The 20,141-nt window shown below is 63.1% G+C and carries 24 protein-coding genes; 9 read left to right on the top strand and 15 right to left on the bottom strand.

Features of this window, described 5'->3' with window-relative positions; genetic code table 11:
- Window positions 1-380: 380 nt before the first annotated feature.
- The 5 genes from NV382_RS08925 to NV382_RS08945 all read right to left on the bottom strand — a co-directional run bounded on the left by NV382_RS08925 (window position 381) and on the right by NV382_RS08945 (window position 4,107).
- On the bottom strand, window positions 381-812 hold the full coding sequence (locus NV382_RS08925; protein ID WP_260600141.1) for a hypothetical protein: 432 nt from the start codon (window positions 810-812) through the stop codon (window positions 381-383).
- A 405-nt stretch (window positions 813-1,217) separates the two neighbouring features.
- Window positions 1,218-1,670: a response regulator gene (locus tag NV382_RS08930; RefSeq protein ID WP_260600142.1), complete on the bottom strand. Its 453-nt coding sequence runs from the start codon at window positions 1,668-1,670 to the stop codon at window positions 1,218-1,220.
- A gap of 48 nt (window positions 1,671-1,718) precedes the next feature.
- Window positions 1,719-1,826 carry a hypothetical protein gene (locus NV382_RS08935; RefSeq protein ID WP_260600364.1) on the bottom strand — a complete coding sequence of 36 codons (108 nt, stop codon included), beginning with the start codon at window positions 1,824-1,826 and terminating at the stop codon, window positions 1,719-1,721.
- Window positions 1,827-1,843: 17 nt separating this feature from the next.
- Window positions 1,844-2,581 (bottom strand): PAS domain-containing protein, encoded by a 738-nt coding sequence (locus NV382_RS08940; protein WP_260600143.1) that lies wholly within the window; start codon window positions 2,579-2,581, stop codon window positions 1,844-1,846.
- A 458-nt stretch (window positions 2,582-3,039) separates the two neighbouring features.
- The gene (locus NV382_RS08945; protein WP_260600144.1) at window positions 3,040-4,107 is read right to left on the bottom strand and encodes a VWA domain-containing protein; all 1,068 of its coding nucleotides are present in this window, start codon (window positions 4,105-4,107) and stop codon (window positions 3,040-3,042) included.
- A 772-nt stretch (window positions 4,108-4,879) separates the two neighbouring features.
- On the opposite strand from NV382_RS08945, the gene NV382_RS08950 reads away from it, so the two are divergent.
- Together NV382_RS08950 and NV382_RS08955 are read left to right on the top strand one after the other, a co-directional pair.
- On the top strand, window positions 4,880-5,995 hold the full coding sequence (locus NV382_RS08950; protein ID WP_260600145.1) for an NADH:flavin oxidoreductase: 1,116 nt from the start codon (window positions 4,880-4,882) through the stop codon (window positions 5,993-5,995).
- An 82-nt stretch (window positions 5,996-6,077) separates the two neighbouring features.
- A complete protein-coding gene (locus tag NV382_RS08955; protein ID WP_260600146.1) occupies window positions 6,078-6,821 on the top strand; it encodes an SDR family NAD(P)-dependent oxidoreductase in 744 nt (247 codons plus the stop codon).
- Window positions 6,822-7,188: 367 nt separating this feature from the next.
- Here the strand turns inward: NV382_RS08955 and NV382_RS08960 are convergent, their stop codons facing one another.
- Window positions 7,189-7,914: an SDR family NAD(P)-dependent oxidoreductase gene (locus tag NV382_RS08960; RefSeq protein ID WP_260600147.1), complete on the bottom strand. Its 726-nt coding sequence runs from the start codon at window positions 7,912-7,914 to the stop codon at window positions 7,189-7,191.
- Between the two features lie 96 nt (window positions 7,915-8,010).
- Here NV382_RS08960 and NV382_RS08965 point away from each other — a divergent pair, with 96 nt between their 5' ends.
- Window positions 8,011-8,403 (top strand): winged helix-turn-helix transcriptional regulator, encoded by a 393-nt coding sequence (locus NV382_RS08965; RefSeq protein WP_260600148.1) that lies wholly within the window; start codon window positions 8,011-8,013, stop codon window positions 8,401-8,403.
- Between the two features lie 226 nt (window positions 8,404-8,629).
- Here the strand turns inward: NV382_RS08965 and NV382_RS08970 are convergent, their stop codons facing one another.
- The 6 genes from NV382_RS08970 to NV382_RS08995 form a co-directional block, all read right to left on the bottom strand.
- Window positions 8,630-9,094, bottom strand: coding sequence for a nuclear transport factor 2 family protein (locus NV382_RS08970; RefSeq protein ID WP_260600149.1), 465 nt, complete (start codon window positions 9,092-9,094; stop codon window positions 8,630-8,632).
- Between the two features lie 211 nt (window positions 9,095-9,305).
- Window positions 9,306-10,010, bottom strand: coding sequence for a glutathione binding-like protein (locus NV382_RS08975; protein WP_260600150.1), 705 nt, complete (start codon window positions 10,008-10,010; stop codon window positions 9,306-9,308).
- Window positions 10,011-10,060: 50 nt separating this feature from the next.
- Complete coding sequence (locus NV382_RS08980) at window positions 10,061-10,534, bottom strand: DUF1993 domain-containing protein (RefSeq protein ID WP_260600151.1); 474 nt, start codon at window positions 10,532-10,534, stop codon at window positions 10,061-10,063.
- Between the two features lie 167 nt (window positions 10,535-10,701).
- A complete protein-coding gene (locus NV382_RS08985) occupies window positions 10,702-11,457 on the bottom strand; it encodes an SDR family NAD(P)-dependent oxidoreductase (RefSeq protein WP_260600152.1) in 756 nt (251 codons plus the stop codon).
- Between the two features lie 66 nt (window positions 11,458-11,523).
- Window positions 11,524-12,423, bottom strand: coding sequence for an NADP-dependent oxidoreductase (locus NV382_RS08990; protein ID WP_260600153.1), 900 nt, complete (start codon window positions 12,421-12,423; stop codon window positions 11,524-11,526).
- On the bottom strand, window positions 12,423-13,538 hold the full coding sequence (locus tag NV382_RS08995) for an NADH:flavin oxidoreductase (protein ID WP_260600365.1): 1,116 nt from the start codon (window positions 13,536-13,538) through the stop codon (window positions 12,423-12,425). The genes NV382_RS08990 and NV382_RS08995 overlap by 1 nt, the downstream gene beginning before the upstream one ends.
- A 133-nt stretch (window positions 13,539-13,671) precedes the next feature.
- Here NV382_RS08995 and NV382_RS09000 point away from each other — a divergent pair, with 133 nt between their 5' ends.
- The gene (locus NV382_RS09000) at window positions 13,672-14,073 is read left to right on the top strand and encodes an ArsR/SmtB family transcription factor (RefSeq protein WP_260600154.1); all 402 of its coding nucleotides are present in this window, start codon (window positions 13,672-13,674) and stop codon (window positions 14,071-14,073) included.
- A 152-nt stretch (window positions 14,074-14,225) separates the two neighbouring features.
- Here the strand turns inward: NV382_RS09000 and NV382_RS09005 are convergent, their stop codons facing one another.
- The gene (locus NV382_RS09005) at window positions 14,226-14,630 is read right to left on the bottom strand and encodes a MarR family winged helix-turn-helix transcriptional regulator (RefSeq protein WP_260600366.1); all 405 of its coding nucleotides are present in this window, start codon (window positions 14,628-14,630) and stop codon (window positions 14,226-14,228) included.
- Window positions 14,631-14,834: 204 nt separating this feature from the next.
- Here NV382_RS09005 and NV382_RS09010 point away from each other — a divergent pair, with 204 nt between their 5' ends.
- On the top strand, window positions 14,835-15,260 hold the full coding sequence (locus tag NV382_RS09010) for an organic hydroperoxide resistance protein (protein WP_260600155.1): 426 nt from the start codon (window positions 14,835-14,837) through the stop codon (window positions 15,258-15,260).
- A gap of 32 nt (window positions 15,261-15,292) precedes the next feature.
- The gene (locus tag NV382_RS09015) at window positions 15,293-16,066 is read left to right on the top strand and encodes an alpha/beta fold hydrolase (RefSeq protein ID WP_260600156.1); all 774 of its coding nucleotides are present in this window, start codon (window positions 15,293-15,295) and stop codon (window positions 16,064-16,066) included.
- Window positions 16,067-16,240: 174 nt separating this feature from the next.
- Here the strand turns inward: NV382_RS09015 and NV382_RS09020 are convergent, their stop codons facing one another.
- Complete coding sequence (locus tag NV382_RS09020) at window positions 16,241-17,161, bottom strand: MBL fold metallo-hydrolase (protein ID WP_260600157.1); 921 nt, start codon at window positions 17,159-17,161, stop codon at window positions 16,241-16,243.
- Between the two features lie 95 nt (window positions 17,162-17,256).
- Between NV382_RS09020 and NV382_RS09025 the strand changes: the two genes are divergently transcribed.
- Entirely contained in the window at window positions 17,257-17,634 is a 378-nt protein-coding gene (locus tag NV382_RS09025) for a winged helix-turn-helix transcriptional regulator (protein WP_260600158.1), read from the top strand.
- Window positions 17,635-17,703: 69 nt separating this feature from the next.
- Here the strand turns inward: NV382_RS09025 and NV382_RS09030 are convergent, their stop codons facing one another.
- Entirely contained in the window at window positions 17,704-18,600 is an 897-nt protein-coding gene (locus tag NV382_RS09030; protein WP_260600159.1) for a LysR family transcriptional regulator, read from the bottom strand.
- 131 nt (window positions 18,601-18,731) lie between these two features.
- On the opposite strand from NV382_RS09030, the gene NV382_RS09035 reads away from it, so the two are divergent.
- Together NV382_RS09035 and NV382_RS09040 are read left to right on the top strand one after the other, a co-directional pair.
- The gene (locus NV382_RS09035) at window positions 18,732-19,382 is read left to right on the top strand and encodes a peroxiredoxin-like family protein (protein ID WP_260600160.1); all 651 of its coding nucleotides are present in this window, start codon (window positions 18,732-18,734) and stop codon (window positions 19,380-19,382) included.
- 35 nt (window positions 19,383-19,417) lie between these two features.
- Window positions 19,418-20,086 carry a glutathione S-transferase family protein gene (locus NV382_RS09040; RefSeq protein WP_260600161.1) on the top strand — a complete coding sequence of 223 codons (669 nt, stop codon included), beginning with the start codon at window positions 19,418-19,420 and terminating at the stop codon, window positions 20,084-20,086.
- Window positions 20,087-20,141 lie beyond the last annotated feature (55 nt).

Genomic DNA, 20,141 nt, shown 5'->3' on the forward strand with positions numbered 1-20,141 from the left:
GTGAACACCGCGACCTGGTAGAAGTTACGGTTGATCGAGCGCTGCGCCGCCCTCCCCGAGAGGCGGCTCCCTTAATCCTTCGCTCTCGATAGCTGACAGATTAAAGGGCAGCTCGAACCGCTCCTCGGGAGCAACAGCCGATGCCGTTGGCGCTACCGACGTCGGGATCGGAGCTGGAGATTGCACCACCGCTGCCCTCAGCGGCCCAGCCTGCGCCTGGCTACGCACGGGCCGGGCCGTAACGACGGTGATGCTAGCTTTGGCAGGCACACGCTCTACTCGCTCTGCGGGCAACAGTAACCACACCGCGACGGCCGCCGCCGTCGCGAACGGCCAAATCTGTAGTCGGTCGCCAGCTAGACCACCCTTGCGCTCAGACATCAGCCGCAATGAGCGCCGGTATAAAGGGAGTGATGCTTGCCTGCATGCGTGATCCCGCCGCCCGCCCTTACGCACCAGCCATCGCCAGCGGTACGGATCGGGCCAGCCTGGTAACGGTACGCACCGCGCTGATAAGCCGGCTGAGAGTAGTTCTGATCGCCGCGCCGCTTTCTATACAGCGCCACCCCGGTGTCGCGCGTCACGCCCCAGGTCGAGCCGCCATGCAGCATCAGGGCGCAATTGGCGCCGGTCTGCGCATTGTAGTACAGTTGAAGCTGTCCGATTTTCTGCCCGTTGGCGGTGAAAGGAACATACTCGACCAGCTTACCACTGCAACCACCGCCTCCGTCCGCCGCCTTGGCCTGCGGCGCCATCACGTACAGCGAAGCCCCCGCAATCATCGCACCTGCCAACACTAAACCCTTCATCATGCCGAGCTCCTTAGCCCTTCGTTTATTTATAAGCTGATGGAGACACACTTCATCATCGGTTGCAAGCTTAACTACCTAGGGACTAGTCGAACGCACTCGCACCACTGACAGCCATCCCCACGGTACTAATCGATGGCGAGGCGGTGCTGCACTGAACTGCAATGGCTCCAGCAATCATAGCCGCCAGAGGCGCTCGAAATCGTACAAGCCCGGCTCGCCCTTCAGAGTGACGGCTGAGACCCAAAAGTGTCACTCGATAGGAACTAACGCCTTCCTAAAGCCGTCGTTCGTTCATCTCGGTCGGTGCCGGTCTTACCGGGTGCAAAAGGGCACCGCGCTGAAATGTCCCGGTTGATCATTATCGCCGATTGACCGCTTGGCCTTGCGCGAGCGGCAGTCGATGGATCATCCTCTGATCAGCGCGTGCACACGCCGTTCCAGTTCGCCGATGTTGAATGGCTTTGTCAGAACTTCCATGCCTTCATCCAAATGGCCTGCGCCGACGGCAGCGTTTGCGGCGTAGCCGGTGACGAACAGCACCTTAAGCGCCGGCCGTATTGCGCGGCCAGCATCGGCAACCTGCCGCCCATTAAGCCCACCAGGCAATCCGACGTCGGTGATCAACAGATCAATCCGCTCGTTCGACTGCATGACCTTGACCCCGGCAGGGCCTGTCGACGCCTCGAGTATCCGATGACCAGCCTCCCCGAGAATCTCGCTCACGAGCTGCCGGATGGCGATCTCGTCCTCCACGATCAGGATCGTCTCGCCTGGCGTTGCACTCAGCGGCTGGCGTTCGCCATCGGTCGCGTCGGTGGCGACGACGTCGCCCAAATGACGAGGCAGATAGAGGCACATGGTCGTACCGTGACCCACCTCGGAATAGATGCGGACCTGCCCGCCCGATTATCGGACGAAGCCGTAGATCATGGACAAGCCGAGACCTGTCCCCTGTCCGATCGGTTTGGTCGTGAAGAAAGGGTCGAACACGCGTTCGATAATCTCCGCCGACATGCCGGTGCCTGTGTCGGTCACGCAGAGCGAGACGTATTCCCCTTCGGCCAGATCCTGGTTCGCCGCGGCGCGCGCGTCCAGGCGAGACGCACGTGAAATTGGTGGACCGGTTCGCCACGCATCAGCGTCGCCACCACGTCCGCAGTAGTCGCCAGATCGTCCGGATGGATGAGGTCGCTGAACGGGTGAGCGATCAACTTTTCGTGGGGTCGCTCAAGAATTGCCGACCAAGCCGGATTGATCGTCTTCAGATAGCCGTCGAACGTCGCTACGCCGAAGAGATCGCGTGTCATCTCGAACAGCCGATTGCGCGCCGCGGACGACTCTCGCTCGGCAACGACGCTGTCCGTTGTCTCGATACAGGCGCAGAACAGTCCGGCCACCGTACCCGCCTCGCTGCGGACAGGCGTGTAGCTGAAGGCAAAATGCGCTTCGGGGGGCCGGCCTGGACGATTTAACTCGAGCACGAGATCGGACATGTGGACCGGCTCGCCCCGCCGAACCGAGTCGAACAGCGGCGTCAGCTCATCACGAACTTCAGGCCAGACGTCGAAAAAGGGACGGGCAAGGGCCGCAGGATGCCGATCCGCAAGCATGGGTGCGTACCCATCGTTGTAGAGGAGCACGTGATCGTCACCCCAGCCGACGAACATCGGCTGATCGGCTGCGAGAAGAACGCCTACCAGCGTCTTCAGCGGTTGCGGCCAACCGTCCGGGGGTCCCAAAGGCGAGCTGGACCAGTCATGTGCCCGCATTGCTGCGCCCATTGATCCGCCACCTGGTAACACGTCGAAATGCAATGACTTGACCTCGCTGCGGCTACGCGGCTCAGCCTTAAGCAAGTCGCCGGGCGAGGCTAGCACCTGTTTTCGTCGGCAACACAAAATGGACGACTTTGATGGGCGGGGACGCATGAGCTAGCCCCAAGCGATTGCAAGCCGTGTAGCCTGATTGCCGCCTTGCTGTCGTTGGTGACCCACACCCGGACGTTCAGCACCCCTCGGGAGCTCCCCAAAACCGGACATTTGTTGAGAATAGTTCCACGGCCACTATTGTCTTGATCAAATCACACCAAATCCTTTCACCGATACTCGACCACAACCTGTGTGGGTCGCAAACACGACCATCATCACGCCATTCGTTATCGCCGTGCCGGGCCTGCTGTGGTTGAGCAAGACCGTCCGCCGTCACTCCTGACGCTGCTCGGGAACGCCTAGCGCGCGGCCTTTTCCTGCGCATCGAGGGCGTTGTTGGCGGCATCTCTGACCTTGTCCTGACGCGTCTCGTGCTCGTCCCGCGCCTTCTCTAGTGCACCCTGCCGTTCGCGAAGCAACGCCACTACCTGGTACCGCGGCGGCAGCTTCTCACCGCGTTTGGCCCTTGCGTCATAAGCGGCGAGTGCACCCTGCGTCTCACGGTCAACAATGCCGCCAGTGCATTGCACGAGGTCGGTAGAGGTCGCCCCCGTCGCGATCGAATTGCCCGCCCGCGCCAGTGTCGCACGCACGCGGTTGTTACTCAGGCGCATCTGTTCGGCCAACTCGCGGTCGAAACCGTCATCGTCGGTGACGTTGACGAAGCGCCCGCCGCCCGCGCTCGCGACCGCCTGCAGCGCCGACGCCTCGCCCTTCGGCAAGCCGAAGCCGATAATGTTTACCACTGCGCGGGTGCTTCCGCGGTTGATGTCGCGTGCGACTGCGACCGGATCGCCGCCGCACGTCTCGATCCCATCGGACACTACATACACCACCTGTTCGCCCGGAATGGATGACGGGCCAAGTTGGTTGCGGGCGGCGGTGAGGCCGGCTGCGAGCGGGGTCCAGCCAACCGCGCGAACCCCGGCTATTGCGCTGCGCATTTGCGCACGGTCGGCTGACATCGGTGCCAACAGATCGACGCCCTTGCAGGATTTCACCTTACCGGCCTCGCTGTTGTTGCCCTGTTGGCCGAATACGGCGAGCGATGCCGGAACGGCGGGCGGCAGGCCGTCGATGAACGACTGCGTTGCGGTACGGGCGAGTTCGAGCTTGGTTCGGCTGCCAACCCGCCCCGCCATCGATCCGGAGCTATCGATCGTGATCGCGACCCGAGTAGGCGCCGGACCGTCCGGCCGCTCGGCGGCCATCATGTTGGCCCCGTGCAGATTGGCTGTGCCGAAGCATTGTGACTGATCGGTGCGAATGAAGGGTGCAATAAACGTGCGCGCCGCGATGATGTCGTCCAGCTTACCACCGCCGTCCAGCAGATTCCGCGCCGCTGGCGACAACGCTACTTTGCGCATATTCTCCTGCACGATTGCGTTCGCAGACGGTTCGCTCTGGTGCGGCGATCCGCAGCCCGTGAACACCAGCGGGAGCAAGATCAAGTAACGGGATCGGCTCACGCTTGATCTCCATCTGTCAATTTTAGATTAGCAAACGCGGCAAGCTTGCAATCGCTGCATCATTTGCTGATTGTACGGAGCGATCCCGCAGGTCTGCAACACGCAATTTCGAGTGGTTGAGCCTCAATGAACGATTGGATTGCTTTGTGCCGGGTGGATGCACGGCGGGACTATGACCCAATCCCAGCCATTCACGCGTCAATTTGCGCTGCCCGCTAACTGCCGCTCGTTCATGTGAGCGGACCGACCGCTCGAGCGAGGGCTACCGGCACCTCGGAGCGGCTGAGATTGGGGACTTTCCTGCCCGACAGCTAACGGGAGCCCAGAAGCGGATAGCTGCCGCTTGTTGTGCTCCCCTGAGGTCGCCGGCGCTATGTTTCAGAGCGTGATACCTGCCCCACAAGAGCGCTATCGATGCGATCATCGAACTCGCGCTTCATGATGCGCGCGAGACCTGAGCCGGTTTCTGCCATTTCACGTCAGATCTTGGTGCGCCACTGGTAGCAAGCCTGATCATGCCGGAGCCGATCGAGCACTATGGCAGCAGCAGCAGTGATCGCCCTCAGGCATGCGGTTTACCTACATATACCTAGGCACTCCTAGGTGCGTCCTTGTGACCTGATGTATCCTGTATATCTTTGGAGTGTTCCCATGGGAGGCACGTGCTCTGATGACTGCTACCGACGTCCTGTTTCGCCCGTTCCGTATTGGCGCCATGGAATTGGCGAACCGCATTGTCATGGCACCCATGACCCGCAGCTTCGCAGTGGATGGGATCCCTGGGGCGGCGCATGCGGCCTACTACCGCCGACGGGCTGAGGGCGGAGTGGGCCTCATCCTCTCCGAAGGCACGTTGATCGATCGGCCAGCGTCACGAAACGATCCGGGCAACCCGTTCTTTCACGGCGACGCGGCACTAGCGGGCTGGAAGGGCGTGATCGACGCGGTTCATGATGCCGGCGGCAAGATGGGGCCGCAGCTTTGGCACACCGGATCGCTCCATAGCTTCCTGACCGACTGGGTGCCGGACGCGCCCGTCGAAAGTCCGTCTGGATTGGAGGCACCGGGCGTCGAGCGCGGTGTCGCCATGAGCGATAGCGACATTGCCGACACGATCGCCGCATTCGCACGCGGCGCTGCCGATGCCAAGCGCCTCGGCTTCGACACGATCGAGCTGCACGGTGCGCACGGCTACCTATTCGACCAGTTCTTTTGGGCGCCCACCAACCAGCGAACCGATCGCTACGGCGGTGCTACGATCGGCGAGCGCTCGCGGTTCGCCGCGGAGGTTGTCGCGGCGGTGCGGGCGAGCGTCGGCCCCGACTTCCCCATCATCATGCGTCTGAGCCAATGGAAAGTTCAGGACTTTGCCGCGCGTCTTGCGGAGACGCCTGACCAAATGGCCGAGTGGCTGATGCCCATGGTGGAGGCCGGCGTCGACGTGCTGCACTGCTCGCAGCGCCGGTTCTGGGAGCCCGAGTTCCCGGACGTCGATGGCGCGCAGGGCCTTAATTTCGCCGGCTGGGCCAAGAAGGTGACCGGCGCGGCCACGATCAGCGTCGGCTCGGTCGGCCTTGAGGGAGACTTCATGGCCGCGTTCGGCGGCGAGGGCTCCTCCACGGCCAAGCTCGACAAGCTCGTGGAGAGGATGGAGCGCGACGAGTTCGACCTGATCGCCGTGGGCCGCGCCCTGATCGGCGATCCGGCCTGGGTGGAGAAGGTGCGGGCCGGCGATAGCAGCGCCTTGAAGAGCTTCGACGCAGCCGTGCTCTCCGAACTGACGTAGGCATTTCGTGAACGCTCAGCGGCTCGCGAGCCGCCAAACAGGCAACTTCACCACCATTCCACTCCCGTCAGAAAGGTAGCTCATGACGAAGCGTTTCGATAACAAGGTTGTATTGATTACCGGCGGTAGCGATGGAATCGGGCTGACGACGGCAAGGCTTTTCGCCGACGAAGGCGCCCATGTGTACATCACGGGTCGCCGGCAGGAGCCGCTTGATAAAGCGGTGGCCGAGATCGGGAATGGCGCCATCGGCGTGCAGGGAGATGTTGCCGACAGCGCAGATGTGGATCGGCTGTACGAGCGGATCAAGGCTGATCATGGCCGGGTGGACGTCGTCTTCGCGAATGCAGGTATTTACGAGGTTGTCGGGATCGCGGACATCGACGAACCTCACATCGATCGTATGCTCGGTGTGAACGTCAAAGGCATGATTTTTACCGTGCAGAAGGCTTTGCCCCTGATGTCGGAGGGCGGGGCCATTGTGCTGAGCGGGTCGATTGTCTCGATCAAAGGCCTCCCCAGCCAATCACTCTATAACGCTAGCAAGGCAGCAGTTCGATCGTTCGCGCGCAGTTGGACCAACGAACTCAAGGATCGTGGCATCCGGGTCAACGTCGTCGCACCTGCCGGCACGGAAACACCGATGATCCGCAACTATCTCGACGAGCGACCCGGCGTGGAGGAAATGCTCAATCAGGGTGTTCCGCTCGGACGGCTGGCCAAGACCGAGGAGGTCGCACGCGCCGTGCTGTTCCTGGCATCGACGGACAGCAGCTTCGTTGCCGGCCACGAGCTGTTCGTGGATGGTGGCGTCGCTGCCGTCTGATCTGCCCGCAACACTTTGCCCGTCATAACTGACCGACCACCCGGGCGTGACTACGTCACCTATGCTCCAGCGAAAGCACGGCTAAGAAAGTGATGAGTTATCGCCCCGGCCGGTGGAAACACCCTGACATGCCTCCCGCGCGCTAGTGCGGGAGGCTAATACGGCAAGAACACGGCAACGCAGCGGCGCTGGCGGACGCCGTTCGGATCGATCTGCTTCGAAGCAGTCGATCCGTTCCGGGACGCCGCCCCCCACGGCTTCGGGGTTGGCATGTACCACCATCATCGTGCTCACATGCCGGACACCATCGGCCGCTTTGGTCAGGAGGGCAGGACGTCCGCCGCGACGCTCGCGCTGTCGGTCCGGATCAGACCTGCGCCATGCCGCCGTCGACCGGCAGCTCGGCCCCGGTGATGAAGCTGCTCTGGTCGCTGGCGAGGAACAGCGCGGCCGAGGCCACTTCGTCGGCACGACCCATACGGCCGAGCGGGATCAGCTTCGCGAGCGTCTCGCGCACCTGGTCGGACGCCGCCGCCATCATGGCAGTGTCGGTTGGTCCCGGCGCCACGACGTTGACGCGGATGTTGCGTGGCGCCAGCTCATTGGCCCAGGTCCGGGCGAACGAGCGCACCGCGGCCTTGGTCGCTCCGTAGACGCCGTAACCCTTGGTGCCGACCGTGTCGGCGATCGAGCCCACCAACACGATCGAGCCGCCCTCCGGCATGATCGCCGTGGCAGCCTTCGCGGCAAACAGCAGCGCGCGCACGTTGAGGTCGAAGGTACGGTTGAAATGATCTTCGCTGATGTCGTCGAGGGTCGCGAACTCGGCGATGCCGGCGCTGACGACGAGGACGTCCACCCGTCCGGCCTCGCTGCTCACGGTTTCGAACATGGCGGCAAGCGCCTTCAGATCGGCAGCATCGACGCGGCGGGCGCGCAGCCTGCCGGCCCCAACGTCGACATCCCCCTCTTCGGCCCGGCGACTGGTGGCGTAGACTGTGGCGCCCTCCGTCGCGAACCGCTCCGCGATGGCGCCACCGATACCGCCATGGCCACCGACAACGACGGCGATTTTTCCTGCAAGCATGCTCATACGTCCTCACATTAAAGGTGATGACGGGCAGATATAGATCCTATATCTGATCACAAGAACGCACCTGCCGGTGCTTAGATATAGAGGCATATACTCATGTCCGAAGACGTGCTCGAACTGCCGCTTGATGTCGCCGCGACGCGCCCCATCCTCGAACACATCGCCAACAAGTGGACCGTGCTGATCCTGAGCGTCCTCTGCGCGCAGCCGGCACGGTTCAACGACCTCAAGCGTCGCCTCGACGGCATCACCCACAAGGCTCTGTCCGAGGCCTTGAAGCGTCTGGAGCGCAACGGCCTTGTCGGCCGCAAGGTCCTGCCGACACAGCCGATCGGCGTCAAGTACACGATCACCGATCTTGGCTGCTCGCTACGCGAACCCTTTGCCGCCCTTTACAATTGGTCGCTCGCCAACGGCTCAGCGATGAAAGAAGCGCAGGGTGCCTATGACGCGTCGAGAAGGACTGGAGGGTTGGAGGAGGATATCTAGCAACCGGGGGCCATTCCGCCTACTCGCACACTGCTCCCGAGAGATCGACAAGGACTGAGTCCATCATCTCTTCCTTCCCACCGAGGAAGAAGCCGCAGAGCCTGCCTTTTCCGCAGCCAGTCGCTTTCTGCAGCATCGCCAGGCTCGCGCCCTCATCCGTGTTCGCGGAGCGCTCCCGCCGGTGCAGGTAGGTCACCAGCGCGATAGGTCAGGACGCGTTTTTTGCTTAGAGGTCGAGATCGCTGAGTGACGGATGATCGTCCGGGCGACGGCCGAGAGGCCAGTGAAACTTGCGCTCGCTTCCCGTGATCGGGAGATCATTGATAGAAGCGATACGCCTTGCCATCAGACCGGCGTGGTCGAACTCCCAGTTCTCATTGCCGTAGGACCGGAACCAGCTGCCGCGCTCGTCGCGCCATTCGTAGGCAAAGCGCACCGCAATCCTGTTGCAGTCATGGGCCCACAATTCCTTGATAAGACGGTAATCCAACTCCTTCGCCCACTTGCGCGTTAGAAACGCCACTATGGCGGCTCGGCCTGTCAGGAACTCACTCCGGTTTCGCCAGATGCTATCAGGCGTGTAGGCAATCGACACCCTTTCCGGGTCACGACTGTTCCAGGCGTCCTCGGCCATCCGCGCCTTCTGCGCAGCTGTTTCAAGGGTGAATGGAGGCAAGGGAGGTCGGGACATGGGCAACTACCTATGAGGTTGTCTGTCAGGCATTCGAGGGGCGAGGTCTTCTGGAGGCGCAACGCGTCGGGAGAGCACGCCACCGCTCACGTCGCGTCCGGTCCAGCGAGATGGATGTCCAGCACCGCAGCCGGAACCTCGTCCGCGAGGCCTCAGCCATGTCGGTCGGCATGATGCCGCCCCTGCACCAGGTTGACCGTGCTGTTGAGCATCAGTCGCGCGCGGGTATCTTCAATCCACGTTGCACGGCAGGTCGGGCCATTCCCCGCTCGAGCCATGCCTTCACATTATGGAAATCGTCGAACCCGACCAGTTCGCCCGCACCGTAGAACCCGGTGAGGCTGTTGATCCAGCCGAGCATGGAAATGTCGGCGATCGTGTAGGTATCGCCCATGAACCAGGTCTTACCCTCAAGCACCCGGTCCATCACACCAAGCAGTCGCTTCGCCTCGGTGACGTAGCGGTCGCGCGGACGCTTGTCCTCGAAGTCCCCGCCGGCGAACTTCACAAAGAAGCCAACCTGCCCAAACATCGGCCCGACGCCGCCCATCTGGAACATCACCCACTGGATGGTCTGCCAGCGCGCCACCGGTTCCGTCGGCAGGAACTGACCGGTCTTCTCGGCGAGATACAGCAGGATCGCGCCGGATTCGAACAAGGCAAGCGGGTGGCCGCCCGGTCCGTTTGGATCGATGATTGCAGGGATCTTGCCGTTCGGGTTGAGTGATTCGAACTCGGCGCTTTTCTGATCGTCCTTGGTGAAATCGATCAGATGAGGCTCGTATAGCAGGCCAAGCTCCTCGAGCAAGATCGAGACCTTCACGCCGTTGGGCGTCGGTATCGAGTAGAGCTGCAGCCGATCTGGATGTTCGGCGGGCCAGCGCCGGGTGATCGCAAAGGTCGACAGGTCGTTCACGGGCGCAACTCCTCAGGAGACATCGGTGGTATCGCGGAAGCTCGGTTCGGCTAGCGGTTGGCGCGGATGGTGCCGAGGAAGTCGCGCTTGGCGAGGTCTACGCCTTGCGCTCGCAATATCGCATAAGCTGTCGTCGCGTGAAAATAGAAGTTGGGCTGCGAGAAGGAGAGCAGGAAGTTCGCGCTGTTGAACGGTAGCTTGCGCTCGCCGGCCACGATGTTCATGTCGGTCCCGGTCAGACCGTCGACCCTGTCTCGATCAAGTGCGTGAAGGCCTGCGCCGGCGCGTTGAAGGACTTCGCGAAGCCCGTCGAAGTCGGTGAGCCAGGCACTCCAGTCCGGCGAGAAGCTCCCGGCTTGCGCGCCCTCGACTGCACCGATCGAGTGCACGGCGCAGGACTTCACCTGATAGCCGAGCGGTTGCATATCCGGTGCGAGCCGTGCGTCGATCATCTCCGCTTCGGGCGAACCGCGCTCGACGCAGAACGACTTGGCCTTCTGCAGAACCTGATCGAGCGCCTCCAATATCTGGATATTAGAGGGAACCACCGCGTCATAAAGAGAGAAAGGCATGTTGCTGCTCCGTTTGCTCCACCGGTATTCCACTGCCCGATGTTCGAAATGAACCGTCGTTTTTTCGGGAGAGGGCGCTGGTCGCCAAAGGCAATTGCCCTCCCCCGACGAGAGGTTGCTCAGGAAAGCACACCACCGCTCACGTCGATGACCGACCCGGTGATGTAGCCAGCGTCCGGCCCGGCTAGGTAGATGACCGACGCGGCGACCTCCTCGAGAGTGGCGATGCGGCGAATCGGATGCATGTCCAGCACCGCATCCGGGATCTGGTCCGCAGACGCCGCAGCCATGTCGGTGGGCATGATGCCGGCCTGCACCACGTTGACCGTAATGTTGCGTGGTCCGAGGTCGCGGGCGGCGCCCTTCGAGTACCCGACGATCGCCGCTTTGCTGGCGGCGTAGTCGGCCGTTCCCGGGAATAGGGCCCGGCTGCCCAGCCCCGAGCCGATAGAGATGATGCGGCCCCCGTCCGGAAGAACCTTGGCGGCCGCGCGGATGTTGGCCACGACGCCGAGCGTGTTGATCGTCCACTGTCTATCCAGCGCAGCGTTGTCGACGTCGCCGTCGTCGATGCGCTTGCCCTGGACAGCGATCCCTGCGTTGTTGACGAGGATGTCGAGCCTGCCGAGTTGCGCCACCACCTCGCGAATGAGGCCATCGGCCGCCGACGGATCGCCTTGGTCGCACTGTATGGCGACTGCGCGCACGCCCTTGGCCTTGACCAGCTCGACGACCGCCGCGGCCTTCTCCGCTGACGCGACGTAGGTGATCGCGACGTCGGATCCCTGGTCGGCAAACGCCAGGGCCGTCGCCGCCCCGAGGCCGCGCGAGCCACCGGTGATGAGCGTCACCTTACCTTCAAGTTTCTTGGTCATGATACTTCCTGATAAGTTGGATGATGACGGGCACCGATCCGGTGAGCCGTACGCCGGCGTCGCCGACTAGAACGTGAGCACGCTCTTGCCCCGGACGTGGCGTCCAAGAATTGCTTCGTAGGCCGCGCGGGCATCTTTAAAATCGTGGGTGGCGCTGATTTCCCATCTGAGCGCGCTGCTCGCGATCCCGGTCGCGACACGTTCGACGAGCGTCGGATCACGCCGTCGCATGATCGGAATCACCCGTGGCGACGTTGGTCGCGTTGCCGTGATCGACCCAATGACGCCATCAGGCTTCACGCGGGCAAGCGAGGCCTCCGTCGCCTCCTGCGAGCCCGCCATGTCGATCGAGGCGTCGAACAGGCCCGCGTGCGCCTTCCCCAATCTCTCGACCAGCCCAGGTCCGTACACAACGGGAATCGCGCCCAAGGAGCGAAGGTAGCTCTGGTTCGCGTCCGACCCCGTTGCCACGACGGCGATCCCCTGCTCCCGCGCGAGCTGGATGGTGATAGAGCCGACGCCGCCAGCGCCGCCATGGACAAGAAGCGATGAGACGGGCCCGAGCTCCTCGAGGATCGTCAGCGCAGTCTGGGCGGCGCCGGCGAGCGATCCGGCCACTTCCCACGACAGCGACGGCGGCCGCCGCACCAGATTGGCGATAGGAACGTCGATGATGGTGGCGTGGGTAAAGTCGCCACCGGCGCCGAGGGCCTCGTCCCCGACCGTCCATTCACCATCGTCGGCGTTCAACGCGACGATCGTGCCGGCGTATTCGGTGCCGAAGAACAGCGGCAGCTCCCCGAACCGTAGCTCACCCGTCATTCGACGGGCATCGACCGGGTTGATGCCCGCCGCCTTCACCTCGATCCGGGCCGTGTCGCGGCCAAGGTCTGGCATGTCGAACGTTACGTATTCGAGCACGTCGGGTCGACCGTAACGGCGTGCTGTCAGGGCTGTCGTCTTCATCAGACCAACTCGGCCAGCGAGGAGACATCGAAGCCCTTGAGCGGCTCGCTGTCCTGACCCTGGGTCTTCAGCACCCAATTGGAATCGCTCAGCAGCGCCCGCCCGACAGCGATCAGGTCGAACTCGTCCCGCTCCATGCGCTCGATCAGGGGATCGAGGCTTACGCTGGTCGAACCCTCGCCCCGGAAGGCGCTGGCCGAGTCCTGCGACAGGCCGACCGAACCGACGGCGATCGTCGCAGCGCCGGTCAGCTTCTTCGCCCAGCCTGCGAAATTGAGGCCGTTCTCGCCGTCCACCTCGGGGAACTCCGCCTGCCAATAGCGGCGCTGCGAGCAGTGCAGGATGTCCACGCCGGCGTCGATGAGCGGCTGAAGCCACTCGGCCATCAGTTCAGGGGTCTCTGCCAGGCGAACGGTGTAGTCCTGCTGCTTCCACTGGCTGACCCGCAGGATGAGCGGATAGTCGGCGCCGACCGCTGCACGGATCGCGGCGACGATCTCGCCGGCGAACCGCACCCGCTCCTTCAGGGAGGCGCCGCCGTAGCGATCGGTGCGGAGGTTCGTCCCCGACCAGAAGAACTGGTCGACCAGGTAGCCGTGCGCACCATGGACCTCGACAGCGTCGAAACCCAGCCGTCTGGCGTCGGCAGCCGCCCTGGCGAACGCCGACACCGTATCGGCGATCGCCTCCTCGCTCATCGCCTCGCCACGGGGCTGGCCGGGCGCCAGCAGGCCTGACGGGCTCTCCACCGGGGACGCGGGCTCCCAATCCTGAAACTGGGTCGATCCGGTGTGCCAGAGCTGCGGCGCCATCCGACCGCCAGCGTCATGGACGGCGTCGATCACGCCCTGCCAACCGGCGAGCGCGTCGTTGCCGTAGAAGGACGGGACGTCGGGATGGTTGCGGGACGCCGGACGGTCGATGACCGTCCCCTCGGACAGGATCAGGCCGACCTGACCCTCGGCACGGCGGCGGTAGTAGGCGGCGTTCGGCTCACGCGGGATGCCGCCGGGCGCCATGCCGCGCGTCATCGGCGCCATGACGATGCGGTTCTTGAGATCTAGCGTCTTCAGGCTGAACGGCCGGAACAGCGCACTGGTATCGGTAGAGGACATCGGGAATGCTCCGTTCGGAAAGGACCAGCGGAAGCCGCTGATGGCAGCCAACTCTACGAGGTGAGGACAAATTCTGAAGTTCAGAACATCGGAACAATTGATCTGTCTGTCAAGGCCACCTATGTAATTTGGCATGAGGCCGCTCTTTCACCCTGCCGTCGAGGACATCCGACCCGAGATGATCCTGCATGCGCTCGCCGATCCGGAGCGAGCAGCGATCTGCGCGCGCATCGGTGGTGAGGGTTCCGGCGGGACGTGTTCTGCAAATGCCCACGCCCGGGACCGCGTGATCCCGAAGTCCTCGCTCTCCGCGCATATCAAGGTGCTGCGGGAGGCGGGCCTGATCAGGTGCGAGCGGCAGGGCGTGGAGATGCGCAACCATCCCCGCTGCGATGAGCTGGACCAGCACCTCCTCGAGCTCGTGAAGTCGATCTTCGCGGCCTATGGATGGTACTACGGCGACAAGAAGGATGTTTTGCCACCTTCTCAGGCTCGCGCCCATCTTGAAGGCCCACTCTCCGTCCTAGAAATATAGCCGACGACCGAGCGAACCTTCTGCGAAGACGATCTGGCCTGCGCCGATAATTGGTGGATGTAGATAAAGCCGCGCCAGGGGGCTCGATCAGCGCTCCCCGCTTTCATGGATCAGCCGCGATTTTGCGGACGGTGACAAAGGAAACTCCGCCTTCAGGCTCGCAGGTCTGCGCGCGCCGTCAATGCATCACGAAGCGCGCCTACCTCCCTGTTCAATCGGACCATGTCCGCGACAGGAAGTCCCGAACGATCCAGAAGCGTCTCGGTGAGACATTTCGATTTTTGCCGGAGAGCCTTGCCCTTGACGGTCAGAGTGACGTTCACCTGTCGCTCGTCATCGGGATTGCGATTACGTCCAAGGAAGCCGGCTGTCTCTAGCCGTTTGACGAGTGGCGTGATGGTGCTCGATTCGAGCGCCAGCCGCTCGGCGATCTCGCCGATCGTGCGGCCATCTGTCTCCCAAAGCGCGCTCAGCACCAGATACTGCGGGTAGGTGATACCCAGCTCGTCGAGCACCGGCCGATACAGGCGATTGATCGCGATGTTCGCCGAGTACATGGCGAAGCAGAGATGATCGTCGAGCGGCAGGGTATCAGGCGGGGTGTTCACGTCGCGTCTCCACGGTGGTTCAGCGGAACCATATCGTCGAACTAGATATCGCGATAAATAAAAGCCTTTACAAGCCCGTCTGCCTCTCCCATTTATCAGTTATCACGATAACGAATATCGCGGCATACGATTCTGAGCTCGATGGAGAACGACATGAACATTCTTTACAGCGCCAATGCCACCGCCACAGGCGGCCGCACCGGGACAGCCAAGACAGGCGATGGACGGCTCGCGGTGGTCCTCGACACCGTGAAGGAACTCGGCGGCAGCGGCGGCGAAGGCACCAATCCCGAGCAGCTCTTTGCGGCGGGTTATGCCGCCTGCTTCCTCGGTGCGCTCAAGCACGTCGCTGCCCAGAAGAAGGTGAAGGTCTCCGACCAGACGTCGGTCACCGCCACCGTCGGCATCGGCCCGCGCGATGACGGCCAGGGCTTCGCGCTCGACGTGGCGCTCTCGGTCACCCTGCCCGGCATCGAACCCGCCGTGGCAGAGGAGCTGATCGCCCAGGCCGACATCGTCTGCCCGTACTCCCACCTGGCACGCCACGGCACCGCCGTCCGCCTGGATCAGCAATCGTAAGCGAGACGCTCACCGTGTCCATGGAGATGAAAATGATCAAAATGTTGAAGCTGCTGGGTTCGGCGGCATCCCTGACGCTGCTCGCCTCCCCTGTCCTGGCGGCCTCAAAAAGCCGCGCCGACATGTCGGTGGTGCTGGTCCATGGCGGTTTCGTCGACGGCTCCGGCTGGGACGGCGTCTACAAGCTGCTGAAGAAGGATGGCTACGAGGTCATCGTGGTCCAGAATCCCACCTCCACGCTGGAAGACGACGTTGCCGTCACCAAGCGCGCCATCGCCTCGGCCAAGGGCGACGTGATCCTCGTCGGGCACTCCTATGGAGGCTTCGTCGTGTCCGAGGCAGGCAACGATCCCAAGGTAAAAGGTCTGGTCTACATCACGGCCTTCGCACCCGACGTGGGTGAGTCCGTCGCCAGCCTGATCGCCAACCCGCCCGCTGGTGCGCCCGTGCCGCCGATCCTGCCACCGGTGGACGGCTACCTTCTCCTCGATCGGGCCAAGTTCGCCAGTTCCTTCGCCGCCGATGTGCGCCCCGACGTCGCAGCCTTCATGGCGGACTCGCAGGTGCCCTGGGGCGTCGCGGCACTTCAGGGAACGGTCAGCGTGCCGGCGTGGAAGTCCAAGCCCAGCTGGTATCTGGTCGCTGCGGACGACAAGATGATCCCGCCGCCGGCGCAGCGCAGTATGGCCGGCCGCGCCCATGCCACCGTGGTGGAATCGCCCGGCAGTCACGCCGTCTACGTGTCGCACCCGGACGCGGTGACGAAACTGATCGAACAGGCAGCGCAAGGCGCACCGGCCAAGTAAGTCCTACGTGGGCGTCGTGCCCGGCTGCTTCCATCCGCAGCCGGGTCCGTCTGCCACACGGCCAACACGCGAAGTCAGGAACGAGCGTTCGCCCCTTCCCTCCCCGAAGCGTGAGGCCAGGTGTTTGATGCCCTGGGCTGGCAGGCTGTGCGCAGGACAGCGCCGCGCGGCACCTTAGCTGAAGCTCCATTTAAAACCGCGGGACGAGCGTGAAATCCGGCCTGCTGATGAATTGGGAAAGTGGCTGGAGAACACCATGCTGCCGGTCGACGCCGCATGGTCGAGGAAACGGCGGCGCGATCGGCGGGAAGCGTCCGGGAACTCGCAGAATACCGAAACTAGATCGGGATCGTATATTTCGACCGGGTGGTGGAACACGTCGCCGCTGAACAGGGCGGTTTCGCGGCCACTGACCAGCTCGATCGAAGCATGATCGATGCTGTGTCCGGGCGTAGGCAGGAAGCGGATGCCCGGCAGCACTTCCGACCCGTCGACCTTGACGCGGCGGACCGGGATCTTACCCGCCAGCGGCATGATGCTGTCGGCGAAGGTGCCCGACACGGGCAAGCGAACCGGATCGCCAAGTCCGGCTCGGGCGCGCGCCGCGCTGATCCCGGATTCGTCCTCCTTGGTAAGGGCCAGGCCATAGGCATATTCCAGGTCCGAGACGATGACCTCCGCATTGGAAAAGGTCGGCACCCAGCGTTCTTTCTCCAACCTGGTGTTCCAGCCCACATGGTCCGAATGAATGTGGGTGAGGAGAATGGAGTCGACCTCCTCCGGTTCGACGCCCGCCTCGCGCAACCGCGCCAGGAACTCGGTTGAGAGCCTGTCCAGCACCTTCTGCTGCGGACGCTCCTTGTCGTTGCCCGCACCGGCGTCGATGAGAATCACGCGGCCCTCGTGGCGAACTAGCCAGGCATGCAGGCTCATGAAGGCATGACCTTCGCCGTCGAATGTTCCGGCCGGAAACCAGTCGGGATAAGCGCGGCGGGCATCGGCATCCAACCCCGGCAGCAATTGCGCGAAGGCCATGCCGTTCAGGTCGGTCTCCCAGATCCTCTGAACGGTCGCGTTGCCGATATGGTAGATCATGCGGGTAGCTCCCCGTCATGCGAGTAATGGCCTGATTGCATCCAGAGGAGATAACCGGCACATCCTGAGGCTCAAGTACCTACCCGGAGGTAAGCATGGAAGGAACCCGTCCGCCGTTCCGCGATCTGCCCTGCGACGTGTTCCTGCCGGACTGCCCGGCCCGGTCCGTCCTGACGCTTCTGGCAGAGAAATGGTCGATGCTGATCCTGCACGCCCTGAGCGAGGGCACACAGAGGACGGGCGCGCTGCGGCGACGAATCGGGGGCATCTCCGAGAAGATGCTGATCCAGACGCTAAAGCGCCTGGAATCGGCATCTCTCGTTATCCGGACAAGCTACGCCGAGGTTCCGCCCCGGGTGGAATACGAGCTGACCGACCTCGGCTGGTCACTGAGCCCATTGGTCAAGGCTCTTGATCACTGGGTTGAACAGCACGCCGAGACCATCATCGCCCGTCTCCCGGACGTAGCGTGAGTGGGAGACGCCCGGATCAGGAACCAGACCGGGTTCCGCATGGTGATCGGCTGTAAAACATAGGCTCGATCAGTCTGGGGCGCGTAGCGAAGCCTCGAGATGATCCACGATCGCCCGGACCTTCGCGGATGGCTTTGGACCTGCGGGAAAAACGGCGTAGACCTCGGCGGGTTCAAGCCGGTGCCCGTCCAGGATCTGCGCGAGCTGACCGGTGCGCAGTTCCTCCCCCGCCATGATCCGGGTCGCCAGCGCGACGCCCAGTCCCGCGACCGCGGCCGCGAGCACCCCAGACGCCGAATTGATCCAGAGCTTCGCGTGCACATTGACCGAGGTGACGGTCTGATTGTGGGTAAAGCGCCAGCTCTCCCTACCGAACAGCCCATGCTGGATGATGCAGTCGTGCTGGGCGAGCTCCGCCGGATTGGCGGGCACGCCGTTCGTAGAAAGGTAGGCCGGGGCCGCGACCACCAGTCGCTCGACCAGACCAAGCCTGCGGGCACCGAAGGTGGAGTCATCCAGCGGCCCGACGCCCAGCCGAATTGCAACATCGATGCCGTCCATGATGAGGTTCTGGCGCGCGTCGCTCATGATCATCTCGACCCGAAGATCCCGATGCCGGGCCAGGAAGACCGCCATCGCCGGGATCACCGCACGTGATCCGTAGAGTACCGGCATCGCGAGGCGGATCACTCCATGGAGCGAGTCCACGCCGCGGGTCGCCTGTTCGGCCTCCTCCATCTCTGCAACCAGATTTCTCGCACGCTCCAGGTACAAAGCGCCGGCTTCCGTCAGTGAGATGCTGCGGGTGGTGCGCAACAGGAGCGTTGTGCCCAGCCGCGCCTCCAGCGTGCCGACGATACGCGAGACCGAAGGTTGGGACAGCTTCAGTTCGCGCGCCGCGCGCGAAAGACTGCCGCTCTCCGCAACGCGGACAAACACGGTCATCTCCTGCCAACGATCACTCATTCAATATCCGGATATATGTTGTCCACACCGAGTAGATACACCGTTGCTCTTGGATAACCTAGATCTTCGTCCACGGCGGCTCTGCCGCAATACGGAGAATGGCGATGAAGCTGCAGGACAAGCTCGACGCGATGCGCGAGGATTTCGAGAACGGACGTTTTCCGCTCGTACCAAACCGCGAACAGCTAGACACAATGAACCGGGCCACGCAGACGCTCCTCGACAGCGGGCAGGCCGATCATGCCTTGAGGGCCGGCGACACGGCGCCCGACTTCACGCTCCAGGACGCGGACGGTATCACCGTGAACTCGCGGGAGCTGCTCACGCGCGGGCCGCTGGTAGCCACCTTCTATCGCGGCATCTGGTGCCCCTATTGCAACTTTGATCTGCAGGCGCTGGAAGAAGTCCGGCCCGAGATCGAGGTACGCGGCGCGAGCCTTGTGGCGATCTCGCCGCAGACGCCGGCGAACAGCCGCAAGTCGCAGCGCGACAACAAGCTCGACTTTCCGATCCTGAGCGATCCCGGTGCCGCCGTCGCCGACAAGTTCGGCCTGCGCTTCTCGCTGCCCGCTGATCTGATCGAGGTCTATCGACAGTTCGGGGCCGACCTGACGGAGGTCAATGGCGATCCGTCAGGGGTGCTGCCGATGCCGGCGCGCTACGTGATCGGGACGGATGGCGTGATTGCCTATGCCGAGGTCAACCCCGACTACACCCGGCGACCCGATCCGTCCGAGCTGTTGCCGGTGCTTGATCGGCTGCGTGCCGGCATCCCAGCCTGATTTTCCAAGTTACCTCACAAGAAGGAGTATTTCCAATGGCTATCAAGATTTATGGCGATCCCGGTTCGGGCAGCCTGCGCCGCGTGACGTCGGCAGCCGCCGTCATGGGCATCGAAATCGAGCGCGTGGGCATCGATCTCTTCAAGGGCGAGAGCCACACGCCCGAATTCCTGAAGCTGAACCCGCACGGCCTGTCGCCGGTGATGGTCGACGGCGACGTCGTCCTCTACGAATCCTCAGCGATCAACATCTACCTCGCGGAAAAGGTCGGCAGCGACCTGCTCGGCGCTACGCCGCAGGAGCGCTACGAAGTGCTGCAGTGGATGTTCTGGTCGGGTGAGCAGTGGAGGATTTTCTCCGTGCTCACGTTCGATGAGCGGATCGGCAAGCGCTTCATGAACCAGCCCGAGGACAAGAGCATCACGGACCTGACGTTCGCCAAAATCCGCGCCGCCGGCGCCGTCCTAGATGCGCACCTCGCGAACCGGCCCTTCATCGTGGGCGATCATCTGACGCTGGCGGACATCGACATCGCGGCCCCCTTCTCGCAGAACGAGCGCACGAAGGTGCCGTTCAACGAGTTCCCCAACCTCGTCGCTTGGCAGCAGCGCTTGCTGGACATGGTGCCGGCATGGGCTGCAACGAAGCGCGAAGTCGATGATCGCATCGACAGCGCTCTGGCCGGCGCAGGTATCGCGCTCTGAAGCCATGGCGCCGGCACCTTTAAGGGTGACCGGCGCCAAACCATAAAGGCAGTTC

Source organism: Sphingomonas endolithica (assembly GCF_025231525.1).
Taxonomy (GTDB): Bacteria; Pseudomonadota; Alphaproteobacteria; order Sphingomonadales; family Sphingomonadaceae; genus Sphingomonas; species Sphingomonas endolithica.